This window comes from Bradyrhizobium sp. USDA 4532 (assembly GCF_024171315.1).
GTDB lineage: Bacteria > Pseudomonadota > Alphaproteobacteria > Rhizobiales > Xanthobacteraceae > Bradyrhizobium > Bradyrhizobium australafricanum.
This window is the reverse complement of sequence record NZ_JALJZN010000001.1, coordinates 781,053-799,169: the sequence shown is the minus strand read 5'-3', so window position 1 is coordinate 799,169 and position 18,117 is coordinate 781,053. Positions and strand designations below refer to the sequence as shown.

General features: G+C 64.8%; 15 protein-coding genes and 1 tRNA gene. 6 read left to right on the top strand and 10 right to left on the bottom strand.

Features of this window, described 5'->3' with window-relative positions; translation table 11 throughout:
- Nucleotides 1–316: 316 nt before the first annotated feature.
- Entirely contained in the window at nucleotides 317–1,654 is a 1,338-nt protein-coding gene (locus J2R76_RS03790; RefSeq protein ID WP_143271117.1) for an ATP-binding protein, read from the bottom strand.
- A complete protein-coding gene (locus tag J2R76_RS03785) occupies nucleotides 1,651–2,397 on the bottom strand; it encodes a response regulator (RefSeq protein ID WP_057019557.1) in 747 nt (248 codons plus the stop codon). Before J2R76_RS03785 ends, J2R76_RS03790 begins: the two co-directional genes overlap by 4 nt.
- A gap of 204 nt (nucleotides 2,398–2,601) precedes the next feature.
- Between J2R76_RS03785 and J2R76_RS03780 the strand changes: the two genes are divergently transcribed.
- Complete coding sequence (locus tag J2R76_RS03780) at nucleotides 2,602–3,510, top strand: DUF3313 domain-containing protein (RefSeq protein WP_076831391.1); 909 nt, start codon at nucleotides 2,602–2,604, stop codon at nucleotides 3,508–3,510.
- 5 nt (nucleotides 3,511–3,515) lie between these two features.
- Here J2R76_RS03780 and J2R76_RS03775 read toward each other — a convergent pair whose 3' ends face one another.
- The gene (locus J2R76_RS03775; RefSeq protein WP_076831393.1) at nucleotides 3,516–5,129 is read right to left on the bottom strand and encodes an acyl-CoA synthetase; all 1,614 of its coding nucleotides are present in this window, start codon (nucleotides 5,127–5,129) and stop codon (nucleotides 3,516–3,518) included.
- Between the two features lie 59 nt (nucleotides 5,130–5,188).
- Entirely contained in the window at nucleotides 5,189–5,953 is a 765-nt protein-coding gene (locus tag J2R76_RS03770) for a FadR/GntR family transcriptional regulator (protein WP_076831395.1), read from the bottom strand.
- A 183-nt stretch (nucleotides 5,954–6,136) separates the two neighbouring features.
- On the opposite strand from J2R76_RS03770, the gene J2R76_RS03765 reads away from it, so the two are divergent.
- On the top strand, nucleotides 6,137–7,342 hold the full coding sequence (locus J2R76_RS03765; protein WP_076831398.1) for an ABC transporter substrate-binding protein: 1,206 nt from the start codon (nucleotides 6,137–6,139) through the stop codon (nucleotides 7,340–7,342).
- Between the two features lie 64 nt (nucleotides 7,343–7,406).
- On the opposite strand, the gene J2R76_RS03760 is transcribed toward J2R76_RS03765, so the two are convergent.
- Nucleotides 7,407–7,482 (bottom strand) — tRNA-Trp (locus J2R76_RS03760).
- A 169-nt stretch (nucleotides 7,483–7,651) separates the two neighbouring features.
- On the opposite strand from J2R76_RS03760, the gene J2R76_RS03755 reads away from it, so the two are divergent.
- Nucleotides 7,652–8,875, top strand: coding sequence for a serine hydrolase (locus tag J2R76_RS03755; protein ID WP_057019678.1), 1,224 nt, complete (start codon nucleotides 7,652–7,654; stop codon nucleotides 8,873–8,875).
- 116 nt (nucleotides 8,876–8,991) lie between these two features.
- On the opposite strand, the gene J2R76_RS03750 is transcribed toward J2R76_RS03755, so the two are convergent.
- Nucleotides 8,992–9,759, bottom strand: coding sequence for an SDR family NAD(P)-dependent oxidoreductase (locus J2R76_RS03750; RefSeq protein ID WP_026192903.1), 768 nt, complete (start codon nucleotides 9,757–9,759; stop codon nucleotides 8,992–8,994).
- 138 nt (nucleotides 9,760–9,897) lie between these two features.
- Nucleotides 9,898–10,605: a histidine phosphatase family protein gene (locus J2R76_RS03745; protein WP_076831401.1), complete on the bottom strand. Its 708-nt coding sequence runs from the start codon at nucleotides 10,603–10,605 to the stop codon at nucleotides 9,898–9,900.
- Between the two features lie 152 nt (nucleotides 10,606–10,757).
- Between J2R76_RS03745 and J2R76_RS03740 the strand changes: the two genes are divergently transcribed.
- A complete protein-coding gene (locus J2R76_RS03740) occupies nucleotides 10,758–11,543 on the top strand; it encodes an SDR family NAD(P)-dependent oxidoreductase (RefSeq protein ID WP_038380474.1) in 786 nt (261 codons plus the stop codon).
- A 639-nt stretch (nucleotides 11,544–12,182) separates the two neighbouring features.
- A complete protein-coding gene (argE, locus tag J2R76_RS03735) occupies nucleotides 12,183–13,352 on the top strand; it encodes an acetylornithine deacetylase (RefSeq protein ID WP_076831404.1) in 1,170 nt (389 codons plus the stop codon).
- 32 nt (nucleotides 13,353–13,384) lie between these two features.
- On the opposite strand, the gene J2R76_RS03730 is transcribed toward argE, so the two are convergent.
- The 3 genes from J2R76_RS03730 to J2R76_RS03720 all read right to left on the bottom strand — a co-directional run bounded on the left by J2R76_RS03730 (nucleotide 13,385) and on the right by J2R76_RS03720 (nucleotide 17,102).
- Entirely contained in the window at nucleotides 13,385–14,299 is a 915-nt protein-coding gene (locus J2R76_RS03730; RefSeq protein WP_076831408.1) for a DMT family transporter, read from the bottom strand.
- Between the two features lie 376 nt (nucleotides 14,300–14,675).
- Nucleotides 14,676–15,734 carry a phosphotransferase family protein gene (locus tag J2R76_RS03725; RefSeq protein ID WP_057019564.1) on the bottom strand — a complete coding sequence of 353 codons (1,059 nt, stop codon included), beginning with the start codon at nucleotides 15,732–15,734 and terminating at the stop codon, nucleotides 14,676–14,678.
- Nucleotides 15,735–15,869: 135 nt separating this feature from the next.
- Nucleotides 15,870–17,102: an acyl-CoA dehydrogenase family protein gene (locus J2R76_RS03720; RefSeq protein ID WP_057019565.1), complete on the bottom strand. Its 1,233-nt coding sequence runs from the start codon at nucleotides 17,100–17,102 to the stop codon at nucleotides 15,870–15,872.
- A 316-nt stretch (nucleotides 17,103–17,418) separates the two neighbouring features.
- On the opposite strand from J2R76_RS03720, the gene J2R76_RS03715 reads away from it, so the two are divergent.
- A complete protein-coding gene (locus tag J2R76_RS03715) occupies nucleotides 17,419–18,108 on the top strand; it encodes a TetR/AcrR family transcriptional regulator (protein ID WP_076831411.1) in 690 nt (229 codons plus the stop codon).
- Nucleotides 18,109–18,117 lie beyond the last annotated feature (9 nt).

Genomic DNA, 18,117 nt, shown 5'->3' with positions numbered 1-18,117 from the left:
CCGGACGATTGCAACGTTTCAAGGAATCCGAACAGCCGACCTTGCGGACCCAGCCCTCGTTTGGAAGGTTGAGCCGATAAACGAGCTCGAATGTTCGGGGAATTAGGCCGCGCCGGATATCCGCCATCAAAGCGGGCCGGCTGCGAGTGGCGAGTATCTACTGCGAGACCGGCCAAACGTCAAGGTCGGCGGGGTCGGGTCCGGCTCCCGCCCGGTTCGGGGAGATCGGGCATTGGTCTCTCCAAATCAAGGGCTTAGCCGGCGCCCTGCGATCCCCTGGCGTCCTGGCGGGATCAGCGTCGTTCGTCTCGCCCCTCTAGGCCAGGCCGGGTTTTGGCGGCAGCAGCATCGATACGAGCAGTCCGCTCGGCTCCCGCAGCCTCAAAGCGATGCTGCCGCCATGGCGCTTGGCGATATCCTGCGCGATCGATAGCCCCAGCCCGAAGCCCCCCTCCTGCCGGGCGCTGTCGGCCTTGAAGAAGGGCTCGAATACCTTGTCGTGCAGCGCAGTTGGGATGCCCGGACCGTCATCCGCCACCTCGATCTCGATGTGGCCGACCTCCATGGGGCGAAGCGTCACCGCGACCTTGCTGCCGTGCTTGACCGCATTCTCCACGATATTGGTGACGGCGCGCGACAGCGCGCGGGGCCGGCAGGCATAAGGCAGACGCGCCGGCCCGGCATAGGATACCGCGTGGCCCATGTCGGCGAAGTCCGAACAGATGGTCTGCAGGAAGCTCGGCAGGTCGATGAACGACGCCGCCTCCGAGCGGGCATCCTCGCGCAGATACTCCAGGGTCTCGTTGATCATGCGCGTCATCTTGGCGATATCGCCCAGCATCGCCGGGCGCAGGGTGTCGTCGCCGACGCGCTCGGTGCGCAGCCTGAGCCGGGTCAGCGGCGTCCGCAGGTCATGACTGATGGCGGCGAGCATGCGGGTGCGGTCGTCGAGCAGCGCTGCGATACGCGTGCGCATGTCGTTCAGCGCGTCGGCGACCTGGGCGATCTCGAGCGGACCGCGCCGGCGCAGCACCTCGGGAGCCCGCGGCGAGCGGCCGAACGAGGTCGCGGCACGCGCGACATCGGCCAGCGGCGCGATCACCCAACGCACCGCATAGACCGACAGCAGCAGCATCGAGATCAGCACGATGATCGTCCCCCCGGCCAGCGGGCGGAGCAAAGTGGACCAAAGGCCGCCTTTGACCGCAACATCGGCCATCAGCGCGTGGCCATCGTCGAGTCTCACGATCACCTGTGACGACGAGCCTGCGGGATGGCGCAGATCCTCCATCAATTCAATTCCGGGCTCGGCAGCCAGTTGCCGGAACGCTCGCATGGAAAACGACCGCGTCTCTGCGGCTGTTCGAGGCACCAGTTCGCCCAAGGCGACGCGCCTGACGTCGAGACCGCCGCGCCTGGCTGCGGCCAGCAGTTCATCCGCGTCTGCCGGCGTCTTCGTGGAACGCACGAGCTGCGTGAGCTCCGCGACCCGCCCGGCAAGAAACTTCTGCGTGTCGGTGATCGAGGGAGAATCGAACAGAAAAATGATGGTCACCGCCGCGAGCGTGATGCCGATCAGTTCCGAGAGCGCGACGAGGCTCATGAGTTGCGCAGCGACGCTGCGCGGCATCAGCCGCTGCGCCCATCCCATCATATCTGCTCGACCGCAGGCGTGAAGAGGTAGCCGCCGAGCCGCACCGTCTTGATCATCGAGCGGTCCTTCGGATCCGGTTCGATCTTCTGCCTGATGCGGCTGATATGAACGTCGACGCTGCGCTCGACTGAGGCGATCAGGCCGCCGAAGGCCTGCTCGATCAATTGCTCGCGTGACAGCACCTGCCCAGGATTGCGGCAGAACGCCAGCAGCAGATCGAACTCGGCACCGGTCAGCGTGATCCGGACGCCCGCGGGGTCATGCAGCTCACGGGTGGTGGGGTTGATGCGCCATCCGGCAAAGGTCAGCGGACGCGGCCGTGACCGCGACGTGGCGCCGCTCTCGACGCGGCGCAGCAGCGCCCGGATGCGGGCGACCAGTTCGCGCGAATTGAACGGCTTGGTGACGTAGTCATCGGCACCGAGCTCGAGGCCGAGGATGCGGTCGATGTCCTCGCCCCGCGCGGTGACCATGATGATCGGAATCGAAGACGACATGCGCAGGCGCCGGCAGATGCTCAGCCCATCCTCGCCCGGCAGCATCACGTCGAGTACGACGAGATCAAAGCTCTCGCGCTTGAGCAGCGCATCCATCTCCACGGCCGAGCCGACCAGCACCGGTCGGAAGCCGTTGTCCTCAAGCACCTCAGCCAGCATGCGCGCGATATCGGCATCGTCCTCGACGCAGAGGATGCGTGCGTTGGTGACGGGGAAAGCCACGAGGTCGTATTCCAGGATTTGCATCACGGCATTTTAGAGGCCTCGGCCCCGGATGCGCAGTACGCAAATATAGCGTTTTGTTAAGCCTGCACGGCCAAATGTGGCTCAAATAGGTCGCGCGGTTTCGCGAGCTACATCTGACTTAATATCTCTTAATCCCGACCCCGGCGGCCCTGCTCTATCGTGACCTTCGATCGTTCGTGGGGTGAGCGGTCGTTCGAGGGGTACATGAGAATCGAATTTCTGCCGGGCGCTGCGACTGATGCGCGGAGCACGGGCCGGGCGTCGCGCAACGGTCAGCCCAATCGGTCATCCCTGCTTGCCGGCGCTGCGGTTGCGATGGTGTTGTTGTCGGGCTGTGCCAGCGCACCGATGACGCGAGGCGGGTCACTGGCATCCTACGACAATCTCACGCCGTCCGACGGAGTGCTGGCGAAATCGCTGGTTCGCGTCAACAAGGACGAGGTCCTCGCCGCGAAGACGGTGCGGATCGTCCCGACGAACTTCTCGCAGGCAGCGTCGCCGACGCTGTCCCAGGAGCAGCGGCACCTGGTGGCCAACGCGATCGATCGTTCGCTGTGCGTCGGCCTGAGCGAGCGGCTGCAGGTTGTTGGTCCCGATCAGCCTGCGGATCTGTCCCTGCACGCGCTTGTCACCCAGGCGGCGCCCACCGACGAGGTCGCGGCGGGCACTTCCAAGGTGGTCAGCTTCCTGCCGAGCGCGCTCGGCGCGGGCGTGCCGGTGCCGGTGCCGCGGTTGCCGGTCGGGCTTGGCAGCCTGACCGTCGAAGCCGAGGTGCGCGATCAGGCCAGCCGCCAGCAGGCGGCGATGATCTGGGCCCGCGGGGCGAATTCTTTCACCAACTCGCCGATGGTCTCGAGCGCCGGTGACGCCTACGATCTCGCCCCTTCCTTCAGCGACGATTTCAGCAAGCTCGTCGTCACCGGCGCGACGCCATTCGGAAAGGCGCCGGAGCTGCCATCGTTCGACAAGATTGGCGCAACGCTCGGCGGCAAGCCGAAATACGCGGCCTGCGAGGCGTTCGGCCGCAATCCCGGCCTGGTCGGAATGGCCGCCGGCAAGCTCGGCTTGCCGCCGGAATGGTCGGACAAGGCGCCGGCGACAGCTGGCCAATAGACAGCCTAGCCGGCGAAGCTCTTCTGCACCGCCTGGTCGAGCGTGGCGCCGCCGAGATAGCGCTGGCGCAGCTCGCGCTTGAGCAGCTTGCCGCTCGGATTCTTCGGCAAGGCATCCACGAAGATGACCTGCTTCGGCACCTTGAAATGGGCCATCGACGCCGCGCAATGCTTGATGACGGCGTCGGCCTCGAGGCTCTGGCCGGCCTTGACCACGACGATCGCGGTCACCGCCTCGATCCAGCGCGGATCAGGCAGCCCGACCACCGCGACCTCCGACACCGAAGGCAACCGGTAGATCATCTCCTCGACCTCGCGGCTCGCGACATTCTCGCCGCCGCTCTTGATCATGTCCTTCACGCGATCGACGACGGTGATGTAGCCGTCGGCATCGATGGTCGCGAGATCGCCGGAATGAAACCAGCCGCCGGCGAACGCGGCCGCAGTCTTGACCGGATCGTTGTAATAGCCTGACAACAGATGCGGCGAGCGATGCACGATCTCGCCGACCTCCCCCACCCCGACGTCGGTCATATCAGGCCTGACCACCCGCGTCTCGACATTGATCGCGGGCTTGCCGGCCGAGCCGGCCTTCGGCAGCTGGTCCTCCGGCGACAGCACGGTCGCGAGCGGCGCGATCTCGGTCTGGCCGTAGAAATTCCAGAACTTCACCTCGGGCAGCCGGCGCTGCAACTCGAGCAGCACCTCTACCGGCATGATCGAGGCGCCGTAATAGCCCTTGCGCAGGGTCGACAGGTCGGTGCGGTCGAACGCGCCCGAGCGCAGCATCGCGATCCAGATCGTCGGAGGCGCGAAGAACGAATTGATCTTGTGGGCCGCGATCAGCGCCAGGACATTGTCGGGCACCGGCTTGCCGGTAATGAGGCTGGTGGCGCCGAGATAGATCGCGGGCCCCAGGAAAACGTCGAGCTGCGCGCAGTGATAGAGCGGCAGCGCGTGCAGCACCGTATCGTCGGTCGCCATGCCGCCGTCGATGATGCAGCTGACATACTGCCACATAACGGCTTCGTGGGTGAGGATCGCGCCCTTCGGCAGCGACTCGGTGCCGCTGGTGTAGATGACCTGCGCGGGATCTCGGCTGTCCACCGACACCTCCGGCGCCGAGGCGTCGCTGTGCAGCAGGGTGTCGAACGTCGTGATGCCGTCGGGTGCGGTGGCCGGATCCTCGCCCGGCAGCCAGATCAAGGTCTCGACCACCGAGCCCTTGGCGGCCGCAGCGTGCGCCGTCTCCACGAAATCGGGGCCGACCGCGAGCAGCTTGGCGCGGGAATTGGCGAGGATGAAATTGATCTCGTCCGGATTGAGCATGAAGTTGATCGGCACCAGGATCGCGCCGATCCGGGCCACCGCAAAGCGGAGCGCGGCGAAGCCGTGCGAGTTGCGCGACAGCACCGCGACGCGATCGCCCTTCGCAACGCCAAGCGCGAGCAAGCCACGGCCGAGCCGATTGCAGATCGCGTCCATCTCCGCAAAGCTCCAGCTCACCGCGCCGCAGATCAGCGCGGTCTTGCCGGGGTAGCGCTTCGCCGACCGGCGCAGCAGATCGCCGATGCTGTGCCCGCGGGCGCGCTGGATGGTTGCTGCGATGTCTCCGCTCATTTGTCCCTCCCAAATGTGCTTGTTGTCGTTGTTTTCGTCTTGTCTTGGCCGCGCCGTCGCTATTGCCGGGCGGCGTAAGCGTGTTCCATGTAGGTGTGCTCGACCGAGCGATCGAGCGAGGCGATCTTCTCGAAACCGCGCCGCCAGTCCTGCAGGTGCCGCCGCGTCCACAGCACGCCGGCCTCCTTGTCGCGCCGCTTGATCGCGTCGAGCAGATGATGGTGCGCCTCGACCAGCCGCGCGCCGCCCTCGGGCACGCCGCCCACGATCATCTCGGTGGTCGGAAAGAACAGTTGCGCGGCGGGCTCGCGCGCCAGTTGCAGCACGCGGTTCTGCGAAGCCTTGGCCATCAGCACATGGAATTCCGCATCGAGCTCGGCCAGCGCCGCGGGATTGCCGAAGACAGCTGCGCTGCGCTCGAGATTGCCGGCGAGCTCGGCGATGTTCTCCTCGGTCGCGCGCTCCACCGCGCCCTCGACGCTCGCGACCTCCAGCGTCATCGAGGTCTCGAACAATTCGCGGAACGTCACCTCGTGCAGGATCAGCGCGCGGGACAGTCGCGTCGCGAGCTTGTTGTAGCGCGGCAGGCAGGCCTGCAGCCGGCGGCTGGAATCGCGGCGGATCAGCCCGCCCTCCTCGAGCACGCGAATGCCCTCGCGCACCGTCGAGCGGTTGACGCCGAACTGCGCAACCAGCTGCTGCTCGGTGCCGATCGGCTCGCCCGGCTTGATCCGCCCGTTGATGATCTCGCGTTCGATCGCGTCGGCGACCTTCTGATAGGCCGGCGCGACATCGATACGCCGGAACAGCGGCGTGGTGGGCATCTTCAGCTCCCCCGGACCCCGATTGTCGTTTGTCGGACAAAAGATAGGCGAAGGCCCTTGGGGCGTCAAACGGGCAATATTCGGCCTGATTGTCGCACCCGGGCGGTCGGAATTGACACCGGAACCGGGCAAATCTAGCTTTGTCGGACAAACTGACATAACACCTCGGGGAGGCACACCATCATGAAATCCATCGTCACGAGTCTGTCCGCCGCCGGCCTGATCGCGGCTGTGCTGGCAGGGCCGGTGCTCGCGCAGCAGGCGCCGCTCAAGATCGGCGTGCTCACGGATTTCCAGTCGGTCTATTCGGACATCGGCGGCGCCGGCAATGTCGAGGCCACCAAGATGGCGATCGAGGAGTTCGGCGGGTCGATGTTCGGCAAGCCGATCGAGCTCGTCACCGCCGACGCCCTCAACAAGGCCGACGTGGCCGCCACCATCACCCGCAAATGGTACGAGGCCGAGAATGTCGACATGATCATCGACCTGCCGACCTCGGCGACCGCGCTCGCCGGCATGGAGATGTCGAAGCAGTTCGAGAAGATCATGATCGTGACGGATGCGGCGAGCTCCGACATCACCGGCAAGTCCTGCTCGCCCTACACGCTGCACTGGACTTACGACACCTACGCCAACGCCCACACCGTCGGCAGCGCGATCGTGAAGAACGGCGGCGATACCTGGTTCTTCATCACCGCCGACTATCTGTTCGGCCATTCGATCGAACGCGACACCGGCGACGTGGTCCGCGCCGCCGGCGGCAAGGTGCTCGGCAGCGCGCGGCATCCGCTCAACACGCCGGACTTCTCGTCCTTCCTGCTGCAGGCGCAGGCCTCGAAGGCCAAGATCATCGGCATGGCCAATGGCGGCGCCGACACCATCAACACCATCAAGCAGGCCTCCGAATTCGGCATCGTCGCGGGCGGGCAGAACCTCGCCGGCATCGTGATGTTCATCTCGGATATCCACAGCCTCGGGCTCAAGCTCGCGCAGGGCCTGATCATCACCGAGGCCTACTACTGGGATCTCAACGACCGCACCCGCGCCTTCGGCAAGCGCTTCTTCGAGCGCATGAAGCGGATGCCGACGATGAACCAGGCCGCGACCTACAGCGCCACCCTGCACTACCTCAACGCGGTGAAGGCCGCCGGCACCAAGGAGACCAAGCCGGTGCTGGCCAAGATGCGCGCGACCCCGGTCCGCGACGCCTTCACTGACAACGGCCTGGTGCGCGAGGACGGCCGCATGGTGCACTCAATGTTCCTGTTCGAGGTCAAGAAGCCCGAGGAATCGAAGGCGCCGTGGGATTACTACAAGGTGCTCGCCGAAGTGCCCGGCGACCAGGCGTTCCGGCCGCTGAAGGACGGCGGCTGCCCGCTCATCAAGTAGGCGAACAGGATCATGGCCGGGGTCCGGGACCTCGGCCAAGGCATTCAAATGATTGGGAAAAGGCTGGCAGGAGTGGCAGGGCTCGAACCTGCGACCCCCGGTTTTGGAGACCGGTGCTCTACCAATTGAGCTACACTCCTGCAGGGAACCCGCGTCGCCGCCGGTTCGCGCCGTTTCAAGCACAGGGCATGGCCGGTTTGCAAGGGCGAAGCGGTGAAGCTTCTGTTCATTGCAAAACTTCTGCGCCAGACTTCGGCGATCACCCCGTGTCGGCACCTCGCCGCAAGAATCAAGAACCAGGGAGAGACCATGAACGCCCAAACCGCCACCAAGCACGCCGCCAGCCCGACCACCCCCTCTCTTCCCCTCGCCAAGCCCGAATCGATCGGATTGTCGAGCGTGCGGCTGCAGGCGATGTCCGACACCTTCCGCCGCGAGGTCGACAAGGGAACCGTGCCCGGCGTGACGGTGCTGGTGGCGCGGCGCGGCCAGATCGGCTGGTTCGACGCGATCGGCCGGCAAAGCCCGACCGCCTCGGCGCCAATGGCCCATGACACGATCTTCCGCATCTTCTCGATGACCAAGCCGATCGTCTCGGTCGGCATCATGCAGCTGGTGGAGGACGGCCACTTCCTGCTCAACGACCCAGTCGCGAAATTCATCCCCGAATTCGCCGAGACCAAGGTCGGCGTCGACAACAACGGCAAGCTCGAGCTGGTACCCGTGCAGCGGCAGATGACGATCCAGGACCTGCTTCGCCACACGTCTGGGCTTACTTATGACCACACCGGCAACGGCCCGGTGCAGCAGCTCTACCAGCAGTCGCGGCTGCGCAGCCGCAAGATCACCAATGCCGAGCACGCCACCATGCTCGCCGGCATGCCGCTGGTTTGCCAGCCCGGCGCCGAGTGGAACTACAGCCGCTCCACCGACATACTCGGCCGCATCATCGAGGTCGTCAGCGGCAAGACGCTCGGCGCGTACCTCACTGAGCACATCCTCTCGCCGCTGCAGATGACCGAGACCGCCTTCCACACCGGAGAAGCCAATGCCGGCCGCCTCGCCGAGGCCTTTGCCAACGATCCCTGGACCAACGACAAGGTGCAGCTGTTCAACATGCTGGAGAAGCCGGCGATGGAATCCGGCGGCGGCGGCCTGGTTTCGACCACGATGGACTATGCCCGCTTCGCGCAGATGCTGCTGAACGGCGGCTCGCTCGACGGCACCAGGATCATCGGCCGCAAGACGCTCGAATTCATGGCCTCCGATCACCTCGGCGCCGGCGTGAAGATCCAGGGCACGCTGGTGTCGCCCGGCCACAGTTTCGGCCTCGGCTTCGCCGTGCGCATGCAGCAGGGCATCGCGCCGTTCTCCGGCTCGGTCGGCCAGTATTTCTGGAGCGGCATGGCCGGCACCTTCTTCTGGATCGATCCGAGCGAAGACCTGATCGCGGTCTTCATGATGCAGGGCCCGGGCCAGCGCGAATATACCCGCTCGCTGGTGCGCAACGGGGTGTATGCGGCGGTGGAGTAGTCCGTCATTCCGGGGCGCGAACCTAAGATGCGCAATCGCGCATCGGGGAATCTCGCGCAACAACATCGAGATTCCGGGTTCAGCCCTGCGGGCTGCCCCGGAATGACGAGTGATGCTCAGCTGATCGTCGCGCCGCCGTCGATCACGATGGTCTGGCCGGTCATGAAGTCGCCGGCGCGCGAGCCCATCATCACGGCGGCGCCAGCGATCTCGTCCGGCACGCCGATCCGCAGCAGCGGCGAGCGTGCGGTCGAGGCCTTCAGATTGTCCGGATTGTCCCACAGCGCCTTCGCGAAGTCGGTCTTGATCAGGCCGGGCGCGATGCAGTTCACGCGGATATTGTGCTTGCCGTATTCGCAGGCGAGGTTGCGCGCGAGCTGCATGTCGGCAGCCTTGGAGATCGCGTAGGCGCCGAGGATGGTCGAGCCCTTCAGGCCGCCGATCGAGGACACGATGATGATCGAGCCGTCCTTGCGCTCGATCATCTGCGGCACCACCATCGAGATCAGCCAGTTGTTGGCGACGATGTTGTTGTCGAGGATCTTGCGGAACTGATCGTCGGAGATGCCGGCGAGTGGACCGTAATACGGGTTCGACGCCGCGTTGCAGACCAGCACGTCGATCTTGCCGAAGGCGCGGTTGCTCTCGTCGACCAGGTTCTGCAGGTTTTCCTTCGACGAGATGTTTGCCGCGATCGCAACCGCGGTGCCCTTGCCGTAGCTGTCGTTGATCTCCTTCGCCACCTGCTCGCAGACGTCAGCCTTGCGCGAGGAGATCACGACCTTGGCGCCGTGCTCGGCCATGCGCTCGGCGATCGCGCGTCCGATGCCGCGCGTCGAGCCGGTGATGACGGCGACTTTTCCCTTCATGTCGAACAAGGTCATGTTTCTCTCCCTGATGTTAAGTGTTCGTCTTAGCGTCATTCCGGGGCGACGCACCAGCGTCGACCCGGAATCTCGAGATTCCCCGATGCGCAATTGCGCATCTGCGGTCTGGTCCTTCGGACCATCCCGGAATGACGATCACGCAAGCTTGCTCGCCGGCCTGACTTCAGGCCCGGACGGCTGATGCATCGCGGCGTGGCGCGGATCGGCAATCCACGGCTGCTGGTTCACCATCGGCAAGCGCCAGGTCGACAGGCCGGCGCTCGCGATGTGATCGAGCCGCGTCACCGAGACATTATCGATATCGAACGACAGCCCCCTGTCCGGCTGGCCGCCGAGCGCCAGCCCGACCGCGGCCTTGATCACGCCGCCATGGCCGACGGCGATGATATTCCTGCCCGCTTCCGCGGCGGTGATCCGCACAATGGTGCGGCAGACGCGGGTGTAGAGATCCATGTAGCTCTCGCCGCCGGGCGCGGGATCGTTGACGTCGGCGAACCAGGCCGTACCCGGCGGACGACTGGCGAGAAACGCGGCGCGGTTCATACCCTGCCATTGGCCGAGATGCTGCTCGGCGAAGTCGCGTTCCTGCGTCATGCTTTCAGGCTTTGGAAACCCGGCAGTCCAGATCGCGTCCGCAGTCTTGTGTGTGCGCTTCAAATTGCTCGAATACCAGACCGCATCGCGCGGCAGCATCTTGGCGACCGCCTCGAACACCTCGACATCGCCGGTGTCGCAGTCGATATCCTCTTGTCCGTAGATGTTGCCGCCGTCGCTGCGCACCGGCGCGTGACGAACCCACCACCACCGCGTCACCGTCACCTCAGGCTTGTCTGGATTGGACATCGGATGAGCCCTTCAATAGTGTCCCGTCTCGCTGTACGTCACGCCGCACACCGTCTCAAGTGCTTCGGACGTTTGAAATTTTGTTTGAATTCCGCCGCGCGGCAGACTCGCCAAGGACCACCCGAACTAATCACGTGAACAGGGAGAAACTCATGGGCCGCCTCGAAGGCAAATCCGTCATCATCACCGGCGCTGGCAGCGGCATCGGCCGCGCCGCCTCGCTGCTGTTCACCAGGGAAGGCGCCAAGCTGATCGCGGTCGATCGCACCGAGGGCGTCAACGAGACCGCCAAGCTGGTGCGCGATGCCGGCGGCACCGTCGAGGCCGTCACCGCCGATGCCGGCTCGGAGAGCGACGTGAAGGCCTTCATCGAGAAGGCGGTTTCGAAGTACGGCAAGCTCGATGCGATCTGGGCCAATGCCGGCGTCAGCGGCGGCCTCGTCCCGCTCGCCGACCAGACCGTCGAACATTGGCAGGAAGTGCTGCGCGTCAATCTGATCGGCCCGTTCCTCGCGATCAAGCATTCGATTCCGCATATGACGAAGCAAGGTTCCGGCTCGATCGTCTGCACCGCCTCCGTCGCGGGCCTGAAGTCGGGTGCCAGCGGACATCCCTACGGCGCGAGCAAGGCCGGCGTCATCAGCCTGGTGCAGACCACCGCCTACTCGCTCTCCGGCACCGGCGTGCGCATCAATGCGGTGTGCCCGGGCCTGATCGAAACCGGCATGACCAAGCCGGTGTTCGATCGCGCCAAGGAGCGCGGCACCCAGGACAAGATCGGCCAGCTCAATCCGCTCAAGCGCGCCGGCCAGCCGCACGAGCTCGCCGCGATGGGATTGTTTTTGGCGAGCGATGAAGCGTCCTACGTCAACGGCCAGGCCATCCCGGTCGACGGCGGCCTCACCGCATCGATGCCGTATACGGGCAAGCCGATCTAGCAAGGGCAGTCTCCAGTGGTTATCCCGGCTGCGGCCCCGATGGCTCCACATTCACGACCGTCGTCCCGGCGAAGGCCGGGACCCATAATCACAGGGTCGAGTGGTTGAAGAAGGCTGTTGCCCCAGCGTCGCGCATTCATTGGCATTTGGGGTAATGGGTCCCGGCCTTCGCCGGGACGACGCTGGAGATGGTTCGCATTCAAGTGCCAAACAATGCGGTGTCATCACCTGCGCATACGCATGCGGGTGATCCAGTACTCCAGAGACGTCTGTGCTTGGGCCGAGAGGCCGCGGCGTACTGGATCGCCCGGTCCGAGCCGGTCGATGACAGCCGAGAATGGGGAACAGTTTCGCATTCTCGCGACATGAATCGCCCGAGTCTTGCCTTTCGTTCCGCTCCAGGTCCGCGCAACCGCGCGACCCGATGATAAACTTCACGAAACCCATCATCTCACCGCGCGGATATATTAGATGGGTTTCGCTTCGCTCTACCCATCTACACGCCTGGACCTCCAATAACCGCTGGCAACGGTCCGAATATTGCTTGGCCTCGGCAGGCCCACCAGCTGTTATACTTCGCTGGCAGGATCGCTCGCACACTCGTCATTCCTCGCACAATCCCTCGCAAACGAACAGGCAATGCAAAATCAACGTTCCGACCGCATCCGCAAGCTATTGGCCGACCTCGTCGCGTTCGACACCGTCAGCGACCGCAGCAATCTGCCCCTGATCGACTACATCGAGCGCTACCTCGCCTCGCTTGGCCTCGCGGGGCAACGCATCGTCGATGAAACCGGGCAGAAATCCTCGTTGTGGGTCACTGTCGGCCCTGAGGACAAGGCCGGGCTGGTGCTGTCGGGGCATACCGATGTCGTGCCAGTTGTGGGACAGGACTGGAGCCACAACCCGTTCGAGCTCGTCGAGCGCGACGGCCGGCTGTACGGCCGCGGCACCACCGACATGAAGGGCTTTGTCGCCGTCTGCCTCGCGATGGTTCCCGAGATGCTCGCGGCCGATCTGAAGACGCCGATCAATCTTGCCATCTCCTATGACGAGGAGATCGGTTGCGTCGGCGTGCGTCCGATGCTGCGCGAGGTCGCGCGCAAGCCGATCAAGCCGCTCGGCTGTTTCGTCGGCGAGCCGACCCAGATGCAGGTGATCATCGGGCACAAGGGCAAGCATGGCGTGCGCGCCACGTTCCGCGGGCTCGCCCGCCACTCCTCGATCGCGCCCGACGGCGTCAACGCCATCGAATATGCCGCCGACCTGATCGCCGAAATCCGCCGCCGCGCCGCGTTGCTGACCGCGGATGCCGAACAAGGCAGCCTCTACGATGTCCCGCACTCGACCCTGCTCACCAGCATCGTGCATGGCGGCGCCGCGCTGAACATCGTGCCGGACCAATGCGTGGTGGAATTCGAGTGCCGCGGCATCGGCATCACCGAGTCGAGAGAGGTGACGGACGCGATCATCGCCTGGGCCAAGGCCGAGATCGAGCCTGACATGCGCAAGCGGCATCCGGACTGCGGCATCGACTTCGAGGAGATCCTCGACTACCCCGCGCTCGACACCGCCGCCGACGCCGCCATCGTCACGCTCGCCAAGCAATTTGCCGGCCGCAACGACCACGCCAAGGTTGCCTTCGGCACCGAGGCCAGCCTGTTCGTCAGCATGGCGGACGTGCCGTCCGTTGTGGTCGGCCCCGGCTCGATCGCACAGGCGCATACGCCGGATGAGTTCGTCGAGATGTCGCAGCTCGAGGCGTGCGGCGCATTCGTCGCACGGCTGATCGCACATTGCGCCAAGTGATTTGCAAATGATTGCGTAGGATCACGGATGCCTCACAACCCGTCCGGCGGTAGCCCCGGTCCCGTTGCGGCGGGACGGAGCTTGTCGCGCTTGCGCTCGCGGTAGAAGGCATAGAGGCCGGAGGCCACGATGATCGCGGCGCCCGCGAGCATCGGACCGTCGGGCTTGTGGCCGAAGGCGAGATAGCCCGTCAGCATCGCCCACGGCAGCGCGGTATAGCGGAACGGCGCCACCGCCGAGATGTCGCCTGTGCGCAGCGACACGATGATGCACTGATAACCGATCAGGATCAGGACCGCGGCCAATATGAGCAGACCGAGCGCGGTGCCGGACGGCGGCCGCCAGCCGCCGAGCGGGACAAGGACGACAGCACCCGCCGTCGTCACGGTCATGGTGGTGAGCAGCGTGATGAACACGGTCGGCAGCTCTTTCGGGATACGGCGGGTGGCGAGATCGCGCACCGCGCAGAAGCCGACCGACGCCAGCGCCAAGAGTGCAGCCTGGCTAAAGCCTCCCGCACCGGGCCGAACGATGACAAGCACCCCGATGAAGCCGGCCGCGATCGCAAGCCAGCGCCGCCAGCCGACCGGCTCGCCGAACACCAGCGCCGCACCGAGCGTGATGACCAGCGGCAGCGCCTGGAAGATCGCCGAGGCGTTGGCGAGCGGGATCTGCGCGATCGCGGAGAGATAGGTTAGCGTGCCGCCGATCTCGCCAAGGACGCGCAGCCCGACCGGCCAGATCAGCAGCACGCTGAAACTGCGCAGCGCGTCACGGTACCAGGCGAGCGCCGCGACCAGCACCATCGCAACCAGGCCGCGCACCAGCAGGATCTCGCCGATGTTGAGCTCCGCCGACACCGCCTTGGTGATGGTGTCGTTGACCGTGAAGCTGGCCATGGCCGCAGCCATGAACAGGCTGCCGCGAAGATTGGAGGAAAGAGCCAAAATGAAAATGTCCGATCAGGACCAGGGCGGGCGTTGACCGGACTGACTTGCCAAAGCGGCAGCGCGAACTCAAGTCACAGATGGCTACAATGCGGAAACATGCCGCACCTTGCAGCGGCGGCGCGAGCCTTTGGAATCGCGATCGGCCTGCTGCTCCCTCGCGCCGCTCTTGCCGGGTCAAGACGAGCGCAGCTCGCTCTTAGTGGGTTGAGTGAAGGGCTTGCTCCGCACAGACGGCGGCAAACGAGTTGCGGAGACTCCCCCTCACCCGGATCGCACTTCGCTTCGCTGCATGCGATCCGACCTCTCCCCGCAAGCGGGGCGAGATAAGAAGAAAAGCGGCGCGAGCCCTGTTGGATCGCGCCGCATTCTTGGATCAGGTTGCGCCGGCCTTCTGCGCGTATTCCCATGACGCCTGCGACAGCGGCACGGTGCGCTTGGCCGACTCGAGGGCCTTGGCATTCGCCGCGGTGCCGTCGCGAACCCGGCCCGCGATGCCCTGCGTGATGCCGGCAAGGCGGAACAGGTTGTAGGAGAAATACCAGTTCAGGTCCGGCACCGGGATGCCGGTCACGTCGCAATAGATCTGCGCCGCTTCATCCTGGCTCGGAATGTTCAATGCCTTGAGGTCGGCATTGACGAGGCCCGGCATGGTCCACTGCATCAACAGGTAGGTGAAGTCGGCCATGGGATCGCCGAGCGTCGACAATTCCCAGTCCAGCACCGCCTGCACCCGCGGCTCGGTGGCGTGGAAGATCATGTTGTCGAGGCGATAGTCGCCATGCACAATCGAGACGCGCTTCTGCTCCGGAACGGTTTTCGGCAGCCACTCGGCGAGCTTCTCGAATTCGGGAATGTGCTGCGTTTCGGAGGCGCGGTACTGCTTGGTCCAGCGATCGACCTGCCGCGCAAAATAATTGCCGGGCTTGCCGAAGTCGCCGAGGCCGATCGTCTCGGGATTGAACAGATGAAGCTTGGCCAGCGTCTCGATCTTGCTGGCGAAGATCTTGCGGCGCGCGTCGGGCTCCTGGCTCGGCAGCGTCGGATCCCAGAACACCCGCCCCTCCTCCATCGACATGACGTAGAAGGCCGAGCCGATCACTGCATCGTCGGTGCACAGGGCGTAGGCTTTCGCGACCGGGAAATTCTGCTTGCCGAGCGCCGCGATCACGCGGAACTCGCGATCGACCGCATGCGCCGACGGCAACAATTTACCGAACGGCTTGCGCCGCATCACATAGTTGCGCCCGGGGCTCTCGAGCTTGTAGGTCGGGTTGGACTGGCCACCCTTGAACTGCAGGACCGTGAGCGGCCCCTGATAGCCTTCGACGTGTTCCCTCATCCAGGCGTCGAGACTAGCCTCGTTGATACGATGGCGCTCCTCGACTTCCCTTGTGCCGGAAAATTCTTCGTCTTTCCTGACGCCGTCCGCCACGATGACGCTCCCTCAACTCGATTTTTCAAGGAGCGCGTCGGGGCGCTCCCTCAATCAGGCTGGCACGCCAGCCTGATCTCTCTTTTTCATTCTGAGCACGATGTGCGCGCGAACGCCATGCGTTCCGCATCATGCTCAGTGCGACGTGTTTGCATACTTCCGAAGTTCAAGTCTGGCAATGGCGCGATTGTGCACCTCGTCCGGACCGTCCGCCAGGCGCAGCGTGCGGATGTGGGCATAGGCGCGGGCGAGCCCTGCTTCGTCGGAGACGCCGCCGCCGCCAAAGGCCTGGATCGCCTGGTCGATGATCTTGAGCGCCATGTTGGGAGCTGCGACCTTGATCATCGCGATCTCGGCCTGTGCGGTCTTGTTGCCGACCTTGTCCATCATGTCGGCGGCCTTGAGGCAGAGCAGACGGTTCATCTCGATGTCGGTGCGGGCATCGCCGATGCGCTGCTCCCAGACCGAATGCTCGATGATCTTCTTGCCGAACGCGGTGCGCGAGGCGAGCCGCTTCACCATCTTCTCCAGCGCCTCCTCGGCCTGGCCGATGGTGCGCATGCAGTGATGGATGCGGCCCGGACCGAGACGGCCCTGGGCGATCTCGAAGCCGCGGCCTTCGCCGAGCAGGATGTTTTCCTTCGGCACGCGGACGTTCTCGAGCAGCACCTGGGCGTGGCCGTGCGGCGCATCGTCGAAGCCGAACACCGGCAGCATCTTCTCGACCTTGATGCCGGGGGTATCGAGCGGCACCAGGATCTGCGACTGCTGCTGATGCTTGGCGGCGTTGAAGTCGGTCTTGCCCATCAGGATCGCGATCTTGCAACGAGGATCGCCGACGCCCGACGACCACCATTTGCGGCCGTTGATGACGTAGTGATCGCCGTCCTTCTCGATCCGGGTCTCGATGTTGGTGGCGTCGGACGAAGCGACCGCCGGCTCGGTCATCAGGAAGGCGGAGCGGATCTCGCCGTCCATCAGCGGGCGCAGCCATTTGCGCTTCTGCTCCTTGGTGCCGTAGCGGATGAACACTTCCATGTTGCCGGTATCGGGAGCGGAGCAGTTGAACACTTCCGAAGCCCAGGAGATGCGACCCATCTCTTCCGACAGCAGCGCGTATTCGAGATTGGTCAATCCCGCGCCGTGGAATTCATCGTCCTCATGCGAGGACGGCGGCATGAACATGTTCCAGAGGCCTTCGGCCTTCGCCTTCTTCTTCAGATCCTCGAGGATCGGGATCACCTTCCAGCGCGGGCCCTCGGCATCCTGCTTGTCGTAGATCGGCACGGCGGGCCGAACGTGCGTTTTCATGAAGGCCTGAACGCGCTCCAGCCACTCCTTCTGCTTGGGCGACATCGTGAAATCCATGGGACGCTCCTCGTTTCCTAGACTTGGGCCGCTGACCTGGGCCGTAGCCATTTCCCGACATTGTTGACCCCGCCTCAGCGGCTCGCAAGGGCGTTCGCGAAAGGGCGGCGGCGGTGTGCCAGAATGCTGCCCCGCGATCCGCGGATTGACATTTCCGACCGTTCAAACGATAGTTTCATACAAATGTTTGAAATGCAACCTTGCGTTCGTCATTCCGGGGCAGCCCGCCGGGCTGAACCCGGAATCCGGAAATTGTGGAGCGAGATTCCGGGTTCGATGCTGCGCATCGCCCCGGAATGACCGGAGGCTCTCAGCCATGGCCAGCGACCAGACCCGATCCGCCATTCTCGCCGCCGCCGAGCGGCTCTATGCCGACCGCGGCTTCGGCGACGTCACGCTGCGCGACATCGTCGCGGAAGCGAACGTCAACCTCGCTGCGGTGAACTATCATTTCGGCTCCAAGGACGAATTGATCGCGGAGCTGTTCGTCACCCGCAGCATCCAGACCAACCGCGAGCGCCTCAACGAATTGCGGGCGGCGGAGGAAAAAGGCGGCGGCCGCGCCTCGATCGAGGACATCATGCGCGCCCTCGTCGGCCCCACCCTGCGCGGCTGCCTCGGGCCGGATCGCGAGGGCTCGACCGCGGCGCGGTTCATGATCCGCGCCTCGATCGAATCCGTGCCGCCGATCCGCCGCATCAAGAATCGCGAGGTCGATCACCTGCGCAAGTTCGCCGCGGCGATGCGCCGCGCGATGCCGGCCAGCAGCGACACCGAGCTCTATTGGGGCCTGCACTTCGCGCTCGCGATGGCGCACCACACCATCCGCGAGAAGGAACGCCTGCTGCGGCTGTCGGAAGGCAAATGCGATCTGGACGACGTCCGCGGCATCATCGATCGCGTGGTCACGGTCTCGGTGATGGCGCTGACGATGGGCGACGTGCCGAGCAAGCCAGCGCCGCGACCGGTCGCGATGCACGGGCGGCTGACGCGGCAGGATTTGTGAAGCGAGGGC

What these genes read in the sequence shown, in the direction of transcription:
- J2R76_RS03790 (WP_143271117.1), bottom strand. Translation starts at nt 1,654, where the DNA reads ATGATGGGATGGGCGCAGCGGCTGATGCCGCGCAGCGTCGCTGCGCAA.
- J2R76_RS03785 (WP_057019557.1), bottom strand. Translation starts at nt 2,397, where the DNA reads ATGCAAATCCTGGAATACGACCTCGTGGCTTTCCCCGTCACCAACGCA.
- J2R76_RS03780 (WP_076831391.1), top strand. Translation starts at nt 2,602, where the DNA reads ATGAGAATCGAATTTCTGCCGGGCGCTGCGACTGATGCGCGGAGCACG.
- J2R76_RS03775 (WP_076831393.1), bottom strand. Translation starts at nt 5,129, where the DNA reads ATGAGCGGAGACATCGCAGCAACCATCCAGCGCGCCCGCGGGCACAGC.
- J2R76_RS03770 (WP_076831395.1), bottom strand. Translation starts at nt 5,953, where the DNA reads ATGCCCACCACGCCGCTGTTCCGGCGTATCGATGTCGCGCCGGCCTAT.
- J2R76_RS03765 (WP_076831398.1), top strand. Translation starts at nt 6,137, where the DNA reads ATGAAATCCATCGTCACGAGTCTGTCCGCCGCCGGCCTGATCGCGGCT.
- J2R76_RS03755 (WP_057019678.1), top strand. Translation starts at nt 7,652, where the DNA reads ATGAACGCCCAAACCGCCACCAAGCACGCCGCCAGCCCGACCACCCCC.
- J2R76_RS03750 (WP_026192903.1), bottom strand. Translation starts at nt 9,759, where the DNA reads ATGACCTTGTTCGACATGAAGGGAAAAGTCGCCGTCATCACCGGCTCG.
- J2R76_RS03745 (WP_076831401.1), bottom strand. Translation starts at nt 10,605, where the DNA reads ATGTCCAATCCAGACAAGCCTGAGGTGACGGTGACGCGGTGGTGGTGG.
- J2R76_RS03740 (WP_038380474.1), top strand. Translation starts at nt 10,758, where the DNA reads ATGGGCCGCCTCGAAGGCAAATCCGTCATCATCACCGGCGCTGGCAGC.
- argE (WP_076831404.1), top strand. Translation starts at nt 12,183, where the DNA reads ATGCAAAATCAACGTTCCGACCGCATCCGCAAGCTATTGGCCGACCTC.
- J2R76_RS03720 (WP_057019565.1), bottom strand. Translation starts at nt 17,102, where the DNA reads ATGGATTTCACGATGTCGCCCAAGCAGAAGGAGTGGCTGGAGCGCGTT.
- J2R76_RS03715 (WP_076831411.1), top strand. Translation starts at nt 17,419, where the DNA reads ATGGCCAGCGACCAGACCCGATCCGCCATTCTCGCCGCCGCCGAGCGG.